Raw genomic sequence first — 14,788 nt, forward strand, 5'->3', positions numbered from 1 at the left:
CCCATGACGACGACACTGGACAAGCCGGTCAAGGAGCCGACCTTCCGTCGGACCAGCGCCAAGCGACGGTTCGTCAACTCCACGGCCACCGTGCTGGTGACTCTTGCAGTCCTCATCGCACTCATCCCGCTGGTCTGGGTGCTGTTCTCGGTTGTGTCACGCGGACTCGATCCGCTGCTCGATCCGGACTGGTGGCAGAAGTCGCAGAACCTGATGACCAACCGCACCGAGGGCGGTGGCGCTTACCACGCGATCATCGGCACCCTGTTCCAAGGCCTGTTGTGCGCGATCATCTCGGTTCCGATCGGTTTGTTCGTCGCGATCTACCTCGTCGAATACTCCAACGGGTCACGGCTCGGCAAAGTCACCACGTTTATGGTCGACATCCTGACGGGTGTTCCCTCGATCGTCGCCGCGCTGTTCATCTACTCGCTGTGGATCACGACCTTCGGTTTCCCGCGATCGGGATTCGCGGTCTCGCTCGCCCTTGTGCTGCTGATGATTCCGGTTGTCGTCCGCTCGGCCGAAGAGATGTTGCGCATCGTTCCGCAGGACCTCCGCGAGGCGAGTTATGCACTCGGCGTACCGAAATGGAAGACGATCGCTCGCGTCGTCGTGCCGACAGCGCTCTCGGGCATCGTCACCGGCATCATGCTCGCATTAGCTCGGGTCATGGGCGAGACGGCGCCGCTGCTCGTGCTCGTCGGCTACACGAAGACCGTCAACTTCGACCTGTTCGACGGAGAGATGGCGTCGCTGCCCGGAATGATGGTCGACCAACGCAGCGGCTCGGTCGTCGGCCTGGCCGACGAACGACTCTGGGGTGCGGCGCTGACCCTCATCCTGCTCGTGGCGGTACTGAACATCTTCGCCAAACTCGTCTCCAAGTTCTTCTCGCCCAAGAGCGTCTGACACAGACGTCCGCCGGACCACAAACCACACCGAAGCAGATCCAGGAGCCAGCCATGGCGAAGCGCATCGACATCAAAGACGTCAACATCTATTACAGCAAGTTCCACGCCGTCGCCGACGTGTCACTGGCCGTGCCGCCCCGCGCGGTGACCGCGTTCATCGGTCCGTCGGGTTGCGGAAAGTCGACCGTCCTGCGGTCGCTCAACCGTATGCACGAGGTCATCCCCGGCGCGTACGTCCAGGGTGCCATCCTGCTCGACGGCGACGACATCTACGGGTCGGGCGTCGACCCCGTTAGCGTTCGCCGCACCATCGGCATGGTGTTCCAGCGCCCGAACCCGTTCCCGACCATGTCGATCAAGGACAACGTCGTGGCCGGGCTGAAGCTGCAGGGCATGCGTAACCGCAAGGAACTCGACCAGATCGCCGAGCGCTCGCTGCGCGGTGCGAACCTGTGGAACGAGGTCAAGGATCGTCTCGACAAGCCGGGTGGCGGTCTTTCCGGCGGTCAGCAGCAGCGTCTGTGCATCGCCCGCGCCATCGCCGTCCAGCCCGACGTTCTGCTGATGGACGAGCCGTGCTCGGCGCTCGACCCGATCTCGACCCTGGCCATCGAAGATCTGATCACCGAACTGAAGAAGGACTTCACGATCGTGATCGTCACGCACAACATGCAGCAGGCTGCGCGTGTGAGTGATCAGACCGCCTTCTTCAACCTCGAGGCGACGGGCAAGCCCGGCCGGTTGATCGAGATCGACGACACCGAGAAGATCTTCTCCAACCCGACCCAGAAGGCGACCGAGGACTACATCTCGGGCCGCTTCGGCTGAGTTGGCGAGCGCAAGCACAAGCACTGCGAAAGGCCCCAGCGTGACGCTGGGGCCTTTCGTCGCTTCCGACGCCGTCTCGGCGAAAATAGTGCTGCCCCGCATCGACTCGTCGGTCGATGCGGGGCAGCGCTGAGCAGTTGTTGTGCAGCCGAAACTAGCGAGGCGCGGAGGCGATGCCGTACTCATCGTCGGAATCGGACGGGAGCTTGCCCGTGACGAGGAAGATGACCCGGCGACCGACTTCCACGGCGTGATCGGCGAAGCGCTCGTAGAAACGTCCGAGCAGGGTGATGTCGACCGCTGCGGCAACGCCGTGCTTCCATTCGCGGTCCATCAGAACGCTGAACAGGTGGCGGTGCAGGTCGTCCATCGCTTCGTCTTCGTCACGTAGCCGCGCGGCACGTTCGGGGTCGCGGGTGACGAGCACTTCCTGCGCTGCCGCACCGAGCGCGACGGCGATGCGTCCCATCTCTGCGAAGTAGCCGTTCACCTCTTCGGGCAGAACATGGTTCGGATGCCGGCGACGGGCGATCTTCGCTACGTGCAGCGCGAGCGCACCCATCCGGTCGACGTCGGCAACGATCTGGATACCGCTCACGACCGAACGGAGATCGCCCGCGACCGGAGCCTGGAGTGCGAGCAGTGCGAACGCCCGTTCTTCGGCAACACCGCTGAGCTCGGAAATTCGGTCGTATTCGGTGATCACCTGCTCGGAAAGAGCTAGGTCGGCTTGGAGGAGCGACTGTGTTGCACGCTCCATCGCGGAGCCGGCAAGGCCGGCCATTTCGCCGAGTAGGTTCGCCAACTCGGCCATTTGTTCGTTATAGGCAACGCGCATGATGGAAAACTTTACTTTGAGTCATGGTCCAAGTGACGAGCACTCGGTGAACGGACGGTGAATAGGTCCCACTCTAGTTCACGAGCAGGAATCGTCGCCCGCGTTCGTAACGTCGAGGTCAGCGGGTAGAACAGGTGCCGACGAACTGGATGGTTGGGTCGCCACACGGGTGAGTGGTGAACCACTCGGGGTCGGCGCCTTGATGGATCCCGCGAACTCGGACCCGATGACAACTTCGACGATGCTGCCGAGGCCTGCTGTTTCCTCGAGGACCGCTCCCGGCACCGCAGATGCGACCGTCGCTGCGTCGCTCTCGTGGCCCGCCGAATACCGGACGACCGAGGATGTGCTCGTGCCGCTGTAATTTCCGACGCTGTAGATGCCGAAGCCGTAGGCGCCGAGGCTCGTGGCCGTCGAGGCCGCCAGACCGGACATGCCGGATGCGTTGGAGATCTGCAGTGTGACTTCGCTGGGTTCGACGGCCAAAAGCGGAGTCGGCGTGCCTGCCGTCGAGCTTGGCGGAGTCGTTGTCGATGTGCCCGACGTCGTCGAGTCGCCGTTGCTCGAGCGTTCTTCGCCTGGCAGCGGGTCGTCGTCGATGATCGATTTGAAGATCGCGTCGATGTCGTCGTCGCGGGGAATCTCGTTGCCCCACTCGGTGGTTCCCGCGGTCGGGATCGTGAGGAACGTGACCGCTCCGGCGTCGACGTTCTGCAGCGAACGGCCGAGCGTGACGAGGTCTTTCGTCGTGACCTTCTCGACGAAGGTGTCTCGGGTGAACGCGTTGATGAACCCGTTGAGCTTGCCCGGGTCCAGCAGCACCTTGTTCGAAAGCGCCGACCTCAGCAGCGACGACAGGAAGCGTTGCTGACGCTTGATGCGGCCGTAGTCGCCGTTGCCTTCCGATTCGATGTTGCGGGCGCGAACGTAGTTGAGCGCAGTCTTGCCATCGATCGTCTGTCGGCCGGTCTGGGTCAGAATCGGGCCGAGTTCGTAGTCGTTCAGCGGCAGGGTCGTGCACACCTCGACGCCGCCGACCTCGTTGACCATCGATTCGAAACCGGAGAAGTCCATTCCGACGAAGTGGCCGATCTTGAGTCCCGACATCTTCTGGATGACTTTGACGAGGCACTTGGGTCCACCGAGCGCGTAGGTGGCGTTGAGTTTGTCGCCGTCCGCGGCAGGGAACGTCTCGTTGGTGTACTTGCCCGTGTCGTTGTCCCAGCCTTGGCAGACGGGGCGCTGCACGTCGAGGTCTCGTGGGAAGGAAACAGCCACTACGCGTTCGCGATTCGCCGGAATGTTGACCAGCATGACCGTGTCGGACCGAGCGCCTTCGGCGTCTTCCACCGTTCCGGCACCGACCTCGGAGTTCGCGCCCGCGCGGGTGTCGGTACCTACGATCAGATAGGTCTCGTCGCCGGTTTGACCGATCGGGTCGACGACGTCTGTCGAATCTTCGTCGAGTGCCGCGACCTGAGCAAAAGCGTTGTCCGTCGACCGTAGGTAGGCCCACACCAGACCGGTGAGGGTCAATGCCATCACCGCGACGAGCGCGGTCAGCGTGCGGCCGATGACACGCACCCGTTTGCGTCGGCGTTGTTTGCTCAGCGCGAGGCGGGTGAGCGGCGTGGCGTTCTTGCCCGGCGTACCGACGACAACCGGTCCGGCAGTAGCTGGCGTACCACCGATGATCCGTGCGGAGTCGGATGCTGGTGCGGCGGTCGGGGGAGTGAAGGGTGGGAGCGGAATCGGTGCCGATTCGGCCACCGGTATGAAGGGTCTCGGCACATGTGCTGCGGCTGCGGGTGCCGCAGGCTCGGTGCGTCCGGTGGCAGCGGTCTTGGCAGCGGGTTTGGTAACGGATACCTGCGGCGCTCGTGGCGGGGCGGGCCTGCGTTCGGGTGCCGGTTTGTTCGAGGCGCGGTGGGATCCGGTCGAGGGGTCGTTCGTGTCGGTGACCTTGGGGATCGTCTCGGTCGGGTCGTCGATGTCGCCGCGCGCCGGTCGTCCGGACACCTTGTCGACGAGATCGGACACCGAAACGGCGTCTCGACGATTTACCCTGCCCGGTGCGGCGCTCTTGTCTTCGCGCTTGAGCGCTGACCACCACGGCCGCTCGTTGGATCCGCGGCGGCGAGTGGAACGACTGCGGGGTGAGTCGGTATCGATCGGCTGGCCGGACTCGTTGAAGTACCGCTCCCAGGGGGCTCGACCGTCAGGCGTGGGGTCGCCTGGCGTCTGGCTGTCACCCACCGATACACCGCGCCTTCCGATTGATCTGTTCTGCGTGTCGTCCCCGGACGACTGCAACTCGTCCCCGACGTTTCAGCAATGATAGTTACTCGGCGACCGTGGTCCACTCCAGCAATGCAGGTGGCACGAAGTCACGTCCGACTTGTGAAGATCGGATGGCAACCGGCTATTGGCCAGCTACCGCATTGTGCTATCCGCCACTGTGCATCAAATCCGCGCCAGCGGGCACCAGACAGTCCTCTGGATCGTCGAGCCAACCATCGGGTAGCGCAACGTTTCCCGGTGATCCCTGACGTCCACGTGGACCCTCGGCGTCCTTGGGGAATGGGATGGTCGGGTCGAGCTGAGCAAGCAGGCCGTCGAGTTCGGCCAGGCTCGACACGAGTGCGAGTGCAACGCGCAGATCTGATCCCGCTGGGAACCCACGCAGGTACCAGGACACATGTTTACGCAGCTCACGAAGGCCTTTGTCTTCCCCGTGGTGGTCCGCGAGCAGCTCTGCGTGACGGGCAACGATGACGGCCACTTCGCCGAGCGTCGGAGGAACCGGTTCGGGTCTGCCCGCGAGTGCGGCGCTCAGCTCCGCGAACAACCACGGTCGGCCGAGGCAACCGCGACCTACGACAACGCCGTCGCAGCCGGTCTCGGCCATCATCCTGACCGCGTCGGCAGCGGCGAAGATGTCCCCGTTACCGAGCACTGGGACATCCGTCACATGTTCCTTCAAACGGGCGATCTCGTTCCAATCCGCGGAACCCGAGTACCGCTGAGCCGCGGTCCGCGCATGCAACGCAACGGCGGCGGCACCCTCGGCGGCCGCGATTCGACCCGCGTCGAGATGAGTGTGGTTGGCGTCGTCGATTCCGACGCGGAACTTTACGGTGACAGGGACGTCGGTGCCCTCGGTCGCGCGGACCGCCGCAGCGACGATCCGGCCGAACAGAGTCCGTTTGTAGGGCAGTGCGGCACCGCCGCCCTTGCGGGTGACCTTCGGGACCGGGCAGCCGAAGTTCATGTCGATGTGGTCGGCCATGTTCTCGTCGACGATCATCTTCGCCGCTCGATAGGTCGTCTCGGGGTCGACCGTGTACAGCTGCAACGAGCGCGGCGTCTCGGTCGGGCCGAAGGTCGTCATGTGCAGCGTCGCAGGCTGGCGTTCGACGAGCGCGCGGGCGGTCACCATCTCGCAGACGTAGAGACCGGACACACTCCCGGCTCGGGCGATCTCGAGCTCACGGCACAGGGTGCGAAACGCGACATTGGTGATGCCGGCCATCGGTGCGAGCACAACGGGACTTGCGAGCTCGAGCGAACCTATGCGCAACGGCGTAGCAGGGTTATTCACGGCAACCTCGGAGAATGTGACTGTCGAACGAAGTGTGCCCGGCACCGATGGTCGGTGCCGGGCACAGTCGTCGATCGTGGGTCAGGACGCGCGCTGTTCGCGCAGCTTCGCTTCGCGGGCAAGCAGGCGGTCGCGCTGCTCTTCGAACTTGCGGACCTGACCTTCCAGCTTCTCGAGGAAGGCTGCGAGATCCTCGCGGGTGTTCTCGCCCTGTGCACTGAAGTCGTTGCGCTCGAAGACGTTCCACTTGCGCAGTACCGGCCAGATGACCTCTTCGAGGTGCTGGCGCAGATCGTAGATTCCGTGCTTGGCCATCAGCACGCCGTTGCGACGGAAGTTCGGCATACCAGCGCCCGGCATCTGGAAGTTCTGCACGATCAGGTTGATCGCGTTGAGCGCCTGGTCCGGTGCAAGATCCATCGCTGCCGCGCAGATGTTGCGGTAGAAGATCATGTGCAGGTTCTCGTCGGCCGCGATGCGCTGCAGCATGCGATCGGCGATCGGATCGTTGCAGGCCTTGCCGGTGTTTCGGTGGCTGACGCGAGTCGCGAGCTCCTGGAAGGTCACGTACGCAACCGAGTGCAGCAGACCTGCATCGACCTCGGCGGGCGAGGCGAATCCGTTGGTCATGTGCTCCATACGAGCCTGCTCGAGCGCGACGGGATCGACCGAACGGGTGACGACGAGGTAGTCGCGCATCACGATGCCGTGGCGGTTCTCTTCAGCGGTCCAGCGACCGACCCAGGTACCCCAGGCGCCGTCCATCGAGAAGTTCTCGGCGATCTCACGGTGGTACGAGGGGAGATTGTCCTCGGTCAGCAGGTTTGTGATCATTGCCGCGCGGGCAACCTCGTCGAGATGTGACTGCTCGAGATCCCAGTCGACACCACCCATTGCGGCGAAGTTTCGGCCTTCGTCCCACGGCACGTAGTCGTGGGGATGCCATTCCTTGGCCATGGAGATGTGTCGGTTGACGTTCTCTTCTGCGACGGGTTGCAACTCCGTCAGCAGCTCTAGCTGAGTCAGTTCCCTCGCCATTACTTGCCCCTCATAAATCGCAGATTTCGTACTTCTTGGCCCATGCTGGGCTGGCGCATTTTAGGTCAGCCTACGCGACCGTAGGTCGGTTGTGAAACGCAACCAGCACAGGTCAGCGCTAGTCGCTGGCCTATCGTGCGTGCATTTCACGCACTAGATCGGCGGCCCTGGATCAGCACGCGACGTCCAGTGTACGGCTCCGGCAGCCGCGGCAGAAGGTGCCCGCGGCCGCCGGAAAACGTGTTCGCTACAGGACCGCTATCTCTTGCCTGCGCCGAGCAGTCCACCGAGAACGTCGCCGATCGCACCGCCGGCGTTACCGCCGAGCAGACCACCGAGGACGCCGCCGAGGCCGCCTGCTGCGCCGCCACCGCCGCTCGTTGCACCCTTGAGCAGGCCGCCGAGCAGATCGCCGAGGGCGCCGCCACCCGTCGCTGCCGGGGCCTGTGCCTGAGCCTGAGGTGCGGCCGCGCCGCCACCGCCGGTGAGCTGCTTGGCGACGTAGGCGAGGACGATCGGAGCGAGGATCGGCAGCAGCTGCTTGATGAGGTCGCCACCGACACCACCCGGTGCGCTGCCTAGCGTGCTGACAACCTGATTCTGGGTACTTCCGAAGATGTTGCTGACGATCTTGCTGCCGTCGGCGACGTCGACCTTGTCGATGTCGACTCCACCGTCGAGCAGATCGCCGTGCTGGTTGAGTGCCGTTTCCAGTGACTCCGCACCCTTCGGATCCTGAGTGTTCGCCTGCAGTCCGCCGACCAGTGTCGGGACGACGGTCTTGACCGCGTTGCTTGCGGTCTGCTCGTCGACGCCGAGCTGTGCAGCGATCTGACTGATCGGAATCTGAGACATGAGGTCTTCGAGTGATGCCATGCGGGCCCGCCTACTCATGGGCATTTATCGTCAAACGCCCCGTGGCGCTGACAATAATGATCCAAGTTGGTTTGCGGGAGGGTTCCTGGCGTGCGGACTAGGATTGCGCCGAGTTCGCAGCAGTTCGTCCATCGCACGTTCATCGCCGGGAGTGGAGAAAAATGTCGGACCTCGATCAGTCGTTCACACAGGCTCAGGAAGACGTCAAGAAGCTCACGTCCAAGCCGAGCAACGACGACCTGCTCAGCCTCTACTCGTTGTTCAAGCAGGCGTCGAAAGGTGACGTCGACGGCAAGCGTCCCGGTCGGCTGGACATGGTCAATCGCGCGAAGTACGACGCGTGGGACAAGCTGAAGGGCACGAGCACCGACGACGCGAAGCAGCGGTACGTCGACCTCGTCACGCGCCTGCTTGGTTGAATCTTTCGGGTTTCCGATGACGAATATGGAGCGGCTCGAAGCCATCGCAGCGGAGTTGCCCGAAGCCGTGCGCGTCGACATCGAAGAGTGGGGCGGGCATCCGACCTTTCGGGTGCGCGGTAAGAACTTCGTCTTCAGTGATCTCGACGCCGTCGGATTGTCGTTCAAGTTGACCAAGGACGAGGCCGCAGCCGTCGTTGCGACCGACCCTACGGCCGAGCCGGCAGGCTACGGCTTGGGTCGGCACGGCTGGGTGAACCTGCGAATGGCCACCGACGCCGACGAGGAACGCTGGGCGCAACTACGCGAGTGGGTCCGGACGTCGTACGCCCTCGTCGCGCCACGCAAGCTGGCTCGTGTTGTCGAGGAACAAGATTCGGCCTGACTCGACCGGTGTTGCGAAGAAAATGGTGCCCCCTCTCGGGCTCGAACCGAGGACCTGCGGATTAAAAGTCCGTTGCAAATTTTCGTATCACGCGGATCTGTGACGTGCAACTGTCTGCCTAATAATACCAGTTCAAGCAAGATTTTCGCATCTGCAGCAAGTGGAGACATTGTGAATCGGATGGCAGCGAACAGAAACGTCTCTGCCACATGTTTGCCACACGAGTGGTTGTGTGTTGCCACACGAATGGCGCATGCGCGGAGTACGATCTGCGAAATAGGTGGCAGTGCGTGCTGCTGAGTGGGGGCAAAGGGGTTGTTGTGGCCGCGAACGGGAAGACGCCGAATCGGCGACTAACGGCGCTGATGGTTGAAACTGGAGTCAGCAACAAAGGCCTTGCTAGTCGCATGCGTGAAGCGAGTGTGCGTTCAAACGGCGAGCGCATCGCAACCACTCACACCACGATTGCAAAATACTTGAGCGGGATCATTTCCCAGCCAGGGCAGCGGAGCTGCGACGTGTTGATTTCTGTTCTGACCGAACTGACCGGTCGCGATCTCATCCCGGCTGACGTGGGCTATCCCCAAGTAAGTGTTTCGACGCCGCAAGGCCTTTCCAATTCCGATGAAGGCTTCGAAAGCCCACTTGTCATTGCCGCGCGGTTGCAACAGATTTCGTCGACGGATGTTGACGACGGGGTCCTCGACATCATCGATTTTGCTCTGACCGACATCCTTCTGCGCTACGAGCTCGAAGGTCCTCGCCGTCTGGCGCCGGAGGTTTTCGCCTTACGTCGGCGGATTGAAGTGCTTCGGAAGCAGACTCGTCATCCCCTCCAGCTACACCGGTTATACGTCCTTGCCGCCAAGCTTTCGGGGACGCTCGGATACATGGCTGTGAATCGGGGCCGATTCGGCCATGCGCGAATCTATTGCCGCGAAGCGTTCGGCATCGCATCGTTGATCGACGACTCCGGCTTGCAGGGCTGGATCCGCGGAACCGAAAGCTTCTGCGCCTACTACGTGGGAGATTTCAAACAAGCTGCGGATCTCGCACGTGATGGTGTTCGATATGCCGGCAATGGCCCGCAGTCTGTCCGGCTCTACTCGAACGGTCTTGCGCGGGCCTTGGGGAAGCTCGGCGATGCTGATGGGGTCGAGGAAGTGATCGCGGTAGCTATGTCGCTCTCAACGATGCATAGCCCTTCGGAGGGGCTCACTCCGGCATTGACATTCGATTCGTACGGTGCCGCGAGGCTGGCCGCGAACGCAGCGACTGCGTTTCTTTCTGCTGGCAAGTTCGACCGGACCCTGGACTATGGGCAGGATGTCGAAAAGCTCGTCAATGAGTCTGATTCTGTATGGAGCAGATCGCTCGTGCGACTCGATATGGCAACGGCACTAATTCGTTCCAGCCGGCCGGACGTCGAACAGGCGATGCAACTGGGGCACGAAGCCCTGATGGCATCGGACGACCGCCCAATCCGATCTGTCTGGCAGCGTGCCCACGAGCTGGGTGCGGTCGCGAAATCGGTCAAAGTACCTGAGGTCAAGGACTATTCAGACGCATTACGTGAGTGGTCGACCCGGGCGAAGGAGTTTTCAGCACTGGCCGCTCCGTAGTGCGCCGAGTTGGCATCCCGCAGAACGACTTTGTGGCGATTTGCCCACCGATACTGCTGGCCCTCCCGACGAACTTCGACGAGATCTACGCTCGACACCAGCACAACTACTGGCGGAAGCGACCGCAGTTGCTCCACACGCTCCACGAGTTCATCCGTAGGGCGTCTGCAATTGCTATATGCGATGCCGAGATGTGGGCGGAACAAGCTCGTATCCACAGGACTCGCGCCCGGGCGGAGGCTCGCCTTTGCGAGTTCGTGGTGGAGGCGAAACAGGTCGGTCCACGGTGTAACCGAAAACCTCGCTGCACCCCTCGAGCCAGCTAATGGACCGATCGTGATGGAAAACGCGTCCATCGATTCGAGACGTTCTGCAGCATCCGCGGCGATGGCGTCTAGTTCGAATCTCGAGACCGCGGCCGACGGCCCGACCTTTAACACTGTCATGTGCAAGCCGTCTACCGGCACTGGGTCGAGGTAGTCAGTCGGCAAGGCCGCCTGGCAGCGTCGGGCGAGATTCGCGAGCTCGCCGTCATCAAACGTTAGGTACCAGTAGTAAGCCGAGTAGTTGTCATCCCAATTCCTAAGGGACCAATGATCGTCGAGCGTCGCCACGCCGCGAAACGCGGCCCAGTCGTTGCGGCGGATTTCGCCGGCGTCAGAAAGCGAAGTGGGGAGCGACGTAGGAAACGCATGTCGTGTTGGCATCATCTGTTCCAGTTTCTCCCGCGCTCCGAGGTCGGCCCACGCGCTTACGAATCCTCAGATCGTACGAGGGCTTCGTCGCCGAGTCTACGGTGTACGCGTTCCCCTCGCCTTTCCGCGTGAAGCGAACGGCCTGGTCGGGGTTTTGTGTGCCCCCAGGCGCGTCGAGTGCCCCACTGTGTGCACTGTCGTGTGACGGAGATCGTCAGTTTCATTGGGTTGCAAGGTGTTTCCGCTGCAATCAATCCAAGGAGCGAATTCGATGGCTCATTCGAAGAAGTACCCCGATGGTCGCCACAGCTCGCCCGGCGATCCGTCGCTGGTAAGTCTGCAGGAAGGCGCGCAAACGGTCGGTGTCTGCGTGAAGACGTTGCGAAATTGGATTTCGGAAGGCCGGCTCACCGGCTACCGGCTGGGTCCGCGCGCCATCCGCATCGATCGAAACGAGCTGTTCGCTCTCGCGCGTCCACTCGCGGACTCGCACACCCGCGGAGTGGCGTGATGAACGCCCGAGTGTTCTTCGCCGCGGTGCTGATCGCTGCGTGGCTATTGGTCAGGATTCCCGGGGCCGTGCTCGCGGCGGCGTTGCTACTGGTATGGCGGCGGTATGGTCCGCATCCTTACGGTCGCCCCTTCTTCGGTCAAGGCCGGCGATGACCGGCACTCACCGCGTGTCGCGTCTCCGGATAACCGATGACGCGATGACGAGCAACATCAGTGATCACACCGCGAAACGCTTGGCGAGAGGCGACGACCGGTGGTTGGTGTCTTGGCTTCATGACCGGCAGGTGAGCCGCGATCAGGCGATCTCGGCAATGACGATCGCCGGAATCGTTGCTACAGAGAAGAATCCGGAGCGAGACCACAGGCTTTGGTCGTTTATCGACAACCTCGCCTGCGAACTCGGCATGAGGGCCTCAGATGCGATCGTCCAGGCATCTACCGACCCGACCGCGGAACGGTCAGAGGCCGACATAAACGAAGTCGGCGATCCGGACCAGGTGCTGACGAGCGAACCGTTTGACGAGTCCGATCAACTCCCAATGTTCCCTTCGCTCCGCGCGGGTCACGCCTTCGACGTCCAGCCGCAGGAATCGAACTCGGGGCGCGAGCGATGATCACGCGAGAGCAGCGCGCGCGTTTCGGCTTGGCACGTGTTGGCACGCCACCGTCGAATCTGCCGTACCCAGTACTGTCCTCATTTTCTGTAAATCATGGTGAACGGTACGCGGCACATCGGGCGTCGTTACACCACTCAAGGCGGTTTAGCCCATCGAGCGGTGGGCAACGACAATCGGACCCAGCTCGTCGCGATCGCGACATCGCCGGTCTTGGTGCCGCACATGACCGCTAGTCGAGCTCGCCCTCTCCGGATGGCAACCATCTCCGCTGTCGGCTTGACCGTCGCGATCGCCACAGGCGCCTTTGTGCTCTCATTCGCGGCACTGTCGGACTTGGCCGTGCAAGCCGGCCAACCGCGTCATCTCGCATGGATTTGGCCAGTCATCGTCGACGGAGCGATCCTGCAGTCGACCATCAGCGTGGTGACTCTCGCCCGCCTCGAAAGCGGTAAACCTGCGCTGCGCTTCTTCTGGATGGTCCTCGCGAGCACAGCCAGTGTCTCAGTGGCCGGCAACGCCTTCCACGCCGGAATATCGTCTGGCCGCACGCTGGCACCGTTGGTCAGCGCGGCCGTTGCAACTGTCGCACCAGTAAGCCTTCTCGCTGCTACACACGGGATTGCGCTCCTGGTCCGGGTCACCCAGCAGGCTGAACCGATGCCGATCAACGACCAACCGATTACGGATCGACGCCCGACGAAGCAGAGATCGCCAAAGGCAAGTAATGCCGACGGCAATCGATCGCCTAGCCGAGCCCAACCGAGCCCGAACCTACCGGCGAGTGCATCGGATCTACACGCCTCGAATGATGACCCGGCCAAGGTCGCCGCAGCGCTGAAAGCGGAGGGCTGGTCCCATCGGCGGATCGGCGTCCGGCTTGGTGTGCATCACAAGACGGTCGGCCGGATGTTGCAAAAGGCACCGCAGCCCGCTGACGTCCCAACTCCCACCGCTCTTCGAAATATTTCGACCGCACATGTGTAGCGAAACATCAGTATTCATTCAGAAGGGACAAGGGCATGAGCCATCCACCGACCGAACGAGACATGCTGACCGCCAACGAAGTCCGCGAAATCACCGGCGTGCCGGTCTCGACTCTGCACGACTGGGCTTCGAAGAGGGAGCGTGGACTCGATGCACCCGGGCCGCACCATTTGCGTTTGAGCGTGCGCCATCGCCGGTGGGCCAGGCGTGACGTGTACGCCTGGCTTGAATCTGCACGAGTGTGATTAATCAATGAGCTGGAAAGCGGTTGATTGGGCGACCGACGCGGACGTCGGTTCGCCGACACTGAAGTTGATTCTGATCTTGCTGGCGAACAAAGCAGACGAGCGATTCTCCTGTTTTCCGTCGATCCGGACGCTGATGGCTGAGTCGGGCGCGGGCAGAAGCACGGTCCTTCGTGCCCTCAAGACGTTGGAGGCCGGCGGGCTGGTCACCAGGCGTGCCCAATTCCACGACTCGGGAGCACAGCGGTCGAGTCGATACTTCCTCAACCACCCTGACGCGCCGCATGTTTCACCCCGTCCCGATTCGACACCCCCCGGTCCCAATTCGAAACTCCGCCCGGTTCGCCGTGAAACGGAGGGGGTGTCATATCGAGACCCCACGGGAGAACCGGTGGTGGACCCCATTAACCCCTCAATAGAACCTCCATCCGAATCCAGTGACGCCGCGGTCGAACTTCTCCAGAGACTCCCGCCCCCGTGGACGGTTGGTCGAAGGGATCGACTTCTACTGGCACCGAAGATCAGCGCTGCGCTTCGCGCTGGCTGGGACGCAAAGCACCTTGCGGACTATTTGGCGAAAAACCCAACAGGTGTGCGCTTTCCCGCTCGGGTACTCCTCGCGCGACTCGCGGATCTTCCTGCGCCGCCGACGTATTCGAGGAAGCACTCGAACTCCGGATTCCCGTGGTGCGGTGAGTGCGAAGACTCCCTGTCGAGAACAGTCACGGTTGTGCAGGCAGACGGTTCGGATCGTGCTTCCTTTTGTCCACGATGCAGTCCGCAGGCGCAAATTCGTACTGGAAAATCGTTGCTGACGCCAGTCCGCCACGAGTAAGCAGTGATGGGAAAATCACACAAGGCATATTGAATCTCGGCGCGAGGTTCGACGTCGTCCGGCCTCACAGCAAATCGGTTCAAGCACACAATCGTCCGCCATCGATGTTGCCCGATAGGTATCGGCGTCCCAATGTCGATGGCCACGAAATTCCCCGGGGGTTGCCGTCACACAATTCCTCACGTTCGGCGCTCCTGTAGTGAGGGTAGGTGGGTGTGCGGTCTGGTGTCAGGTAGTGGCGCCGGGTCGTTTGCGTGTCGTCTGCCATGAGCATGGGACCGCTGTGAGCTGATTTCTGCCAGGTGCATGGGACCACCTGGATTGCCAGTTATGGGACCACCCGGCGCGTCGTGTCGGGTGGTCTTCTGGTTGCCCGTT

Annotated in this window: 15 protein-coding genes and 1 tRNA gene; 9 read left to right on the forward strand and 7 right to left on the reverse strand. The window is 62.4% G+C overall.

Annotated elements, in window-relative coordinates; genetic code table 11:
- The first annotated feature begins 3 nt into the window (after positions 1-3).
- Together pstA and pstB are read left to right on the forward strand one after the other, a co-directional pair.
- A complete protein-coding gene (gene pstA, locus JGU71_RS16200; protein ID WP_199705238.1) occupies positions 4-912 on the forward strand; it encodes a phosphate ABC transporter permease PstA in 909 nt (302 codons plus the stop codon).
- A gap of 53 nt (positions 913-965) precedes the next feature.
- On the forward strand, positions 966-1,742 hold the full coding sequence (pstB, locus tag JGU71_RS16205; protein ID WP_199705240.1) for a phosphate ABC transporter ATP-binding protein PstB: 777 nt from the start codon (positions 966-968) through the stop codon (positions 1,740-1,742).
- Between the two features lie 154 nt (positions 1,743-1,896).
- Here the strand turns inward: pstB and phoU are convergent, their stop codons facing one another.
- The 5 genes from phoU to JGU71_RS16230 form a co-directional block, all read right to left on the reverse strand.
- Positions 1,897-2,580 carry a phosphate signaling complex protein PhoU gene (gene phoU, locus JGU71_RS16210; RefSeq protein WP_199705242.1) on the reverse strand — a complete coding sequence of 228 codons (684 nt, stop codon included), beginning with the start codon at positions 2,578-2,580 and terminating at the stop codon, positions 1,897-1,899.
- Positions 2,581-2,658: 78 nt separating this feature from the next.
- Positions 2,659-4,551, reverse strand: coding sequence for an LCP family protein (locus JGU71_RS16215; RefSeq protein WP_372433193.1), 1,893 nt, complete (start codon positions 4,549-4,551; stop codon positions 2,659-2,661).
- A 475-nt stretch (positions 4,552-5,026) separates the two neighbouring features.
- Positions 5,027-6,181 (reverse strand): tRNA dihydrouridine synthase DusB, encoded by a 1,155-nt coding sequence (dusB, locus tag JGU71_RS16220; RefSeq protein ID WP_307829676.1) that lies wholly within the window; start codon positions 6,179-6,181, stop codon positions 5,027-5,029.
- Between the two features lie 81 nt (positions 6,182-6,262).
- Positions 6,263-7,219: an acyl-ACP desaturase gene (locus JGU71_RS16225; protein ID WP_199705243.1), complete on the reverse strand. Its 957-nt coding sequence runs from the start codon at positions 7,217-7,219 to the stop codon at positions 6,263-6,265.
- A gap of 258 nt (positions 7,220-7,477) precedes the next feature.
- The gene (locus JGU71_RS16230) at positions 7,478-8,095 is read right to left on the reverse strand and encodes a DUF937 domain-containing protein (protein WP_199705244.1); all 618 of its coding nucleotides are present in this window, start codon (positions 8,093-8,095) and stop codon (positions 7,478-7,480) included.
- A 161-nt stretch (positions 8,096-8,256) separates the two neighbouring features.
- Here JGU71_RS16230 and JGU71_RS16235 point away from each other — a divergent pair, with 161 nt between their 5' ends.
- Positions 8,257-8,514 carry an acyl-CoA-binding protein gene (locus JGU71_RS16235; protein WP_199705246.1) on the forward strand — a complete coding sequence of 86 codons (258 nt, stop codon included), beginning with the start codon at positions 8,257-8,259 and terminating at the stop codon, positions 8,512-8,514.
- A 16-nt stretch (positions 8,515-8,530) separates the two neighbouring features.
- Positions 8,531-8,899, forward strand: a complete 369-nt coding sequence (locus JGU71_RS16240; protein ID WP_233529232.1) for an MmcQ/YjbR family DNA-binding protein — start codon at positions 8,531-8,533, stop codon at positions 8,897-8,899.
- A 23-nt stretch (positions 8,900-8,922) separates the two neighbouring features.
- Here the strand turns inward: JGU71_RS16240 and JGU71_RS16245 are convergent.
- A tRNA-Lys gene (locus JGU71_RS16245) sits at positions 8,923-9,038 on the reverse strand.
- 181 nt (positions 9,039-9,219) lie between these two features.
- On the opposite strand from JGU71_RS16245, the gene JGU71_RS16250 reads away from it, so the two are divergent.
- On the forward strand, positions 9,220-10,521 hold the full coding sequence (locus tag JGU71_RS16250; protein WP_199705248.1) for an NsdA family TPR-like regulatory protein: 1,302 nt from the start codon (positions 9,220-9,222) through the stop codon (positions 10,519-10,521).
- On the opposite strand, the gene JGU71_RS30590 is transcribed toward JGU71_RS16250, so the two are convergent.
- Complete coding sequence (locus JGU71_RS30590; protein ID WP_199705249.1) at positions 10,455-11,231, reverse strand: 2'-5' RNA ligase family protein; 777 nt, start codon at positions 11,229-11,231, stop codon at positions 10,455-10,457. The genes JGU71_RS16250 and JGU71_RS30590 overlap by 67 nt on opposite strands.
- Before the next feature lie 256 nt (positions 11,232-11,487).
- Between JGU71_RS30590 and JGU71_RS16260 the strand changes: the two genes are divergently transcribed.
- The 4 genes from JGU71_RS16260 to JGU71_RS16275 all read left to right on the forward strand — a co-directional run bounded on the left by JGU71_RS16260 (position 11,488) and on the right by JGU71_RS16275 (position 14,410).
- Complete coding sequence (locus JGU71_RS16260; RefSeq protein ID WP_199705250.1) at positions 11,488-11,727, forward strand: helix-turn-helix domain-containing protein; 240 nt, start codon at positions 11,488-11,490, stop codon at positions 11,725-11,727.
- A complete protein-coding gene (locus JGU71_RS16265) occupies positions 11,727-11,882 on the forward strand; it encodes a hypothetical protein (protein ID WP_199705252.1) in 156 nt (51 codons plus the stop codon). The genes JGU71_RS16260 and JGU71_RS16265 overlap by 1 nt, the downstream gene beginning before the upstream one ends.
- A gap of 716 nt (positions 11,883-12,598) precedes the next feature.
- Positions 12,599-13,330: a DUF2637 domain-containing protein gene (locus JGU71_RS16270; protein WP_199705254.1), complete on the forward strand. Its 732-nt coding sequence runs from the start codon at positions 12,599-12,601 to the stop codon at positions 13,328-13,330.
- A 252-nt stretch (positions 13,331-13,582) separates the two neighbouring features.
- Positions 13,583-14,410 carry a helix-turn-helix domain-containing protein gene (locus JGU71_RS16275; protein ID WP_199705255.1) on the forward strand — a complete coding sequence of 276 codons (828 nt, stop codon included), beginning with the start codon at positions 13,583-13,585 and terminating at the stop codon, positions 14,408-14,410.
- Positions 14,411-14,788: the final 378 nt, after the last annotated feature.

It is taken from the genome of Antrihabitans stalagmiti, from assembly GCF_016482825.1.
In the GTDB taxonomy this organism is placed as follows: Bacteria; Actinomycetota; Actinomycetes; order Mycobacteriales; family Mycobacteriaceae; genus Antrihabitans; species Antrihabitans stalagmiti.